The organism is Psychrobacter sp. TB20-MNA-CIBAN-0197 (assembly GCF_040309765.1).
GTDB lineage: Bacteria > Pseudomonadota > Gammaproteobacteria > Pseudomonadales > Moraxellaceae > Psychrobacter > Psychrobacter submarinus.
The window spans coordinates 1-271 of sequence record NZ_JBEOPC010000597.1 but is presented as its reverse complement, the minus strand read 5'-3'; the positions used below and the strand labels follow the sequence as shown (position 1 = coordinate 271).

Below are 271 nucleotides of genomic sequence, written 5' to 3'. Positions count from 1 at the left end.
ACACTGCACGTATCGAAGCGCTGGAACTGCAGAACCTGCTGGAAGTGGCTGAAGCTACCGCCATCGCGGCCGAAGTACGTAAAGAGTCCCGCGGCGCTCACGCCCGTGAAGACTTCGAAGACCGTGATGACGAAAACTGGCTGTGCCACACCCTGTACTTCCCGGGTGACAAGCGCGTCACCAAGCGTGCCGTGAACTTCTCGCCGAAGACTGTTCCGACTTTCGAACCTAAAGTCCGGACTTATTAAGGGTGACCGCCATGTTGCAAGTC

Annotated in this window: 1 pseudogene; it reads left to right on the top strand. The window is 57.2% G+C overall.

Features of this window, described 5'->3' with window-relative positions:
* Positions 1-248, top strand: a pseudogene (locus AAEY83_RS15130) (succinate dehydrogenase/fumarate reductase flavoprotein subunit); the annotation flags it as partial.
* Positions 249-271: the final 23 nt, after the last annotated feature.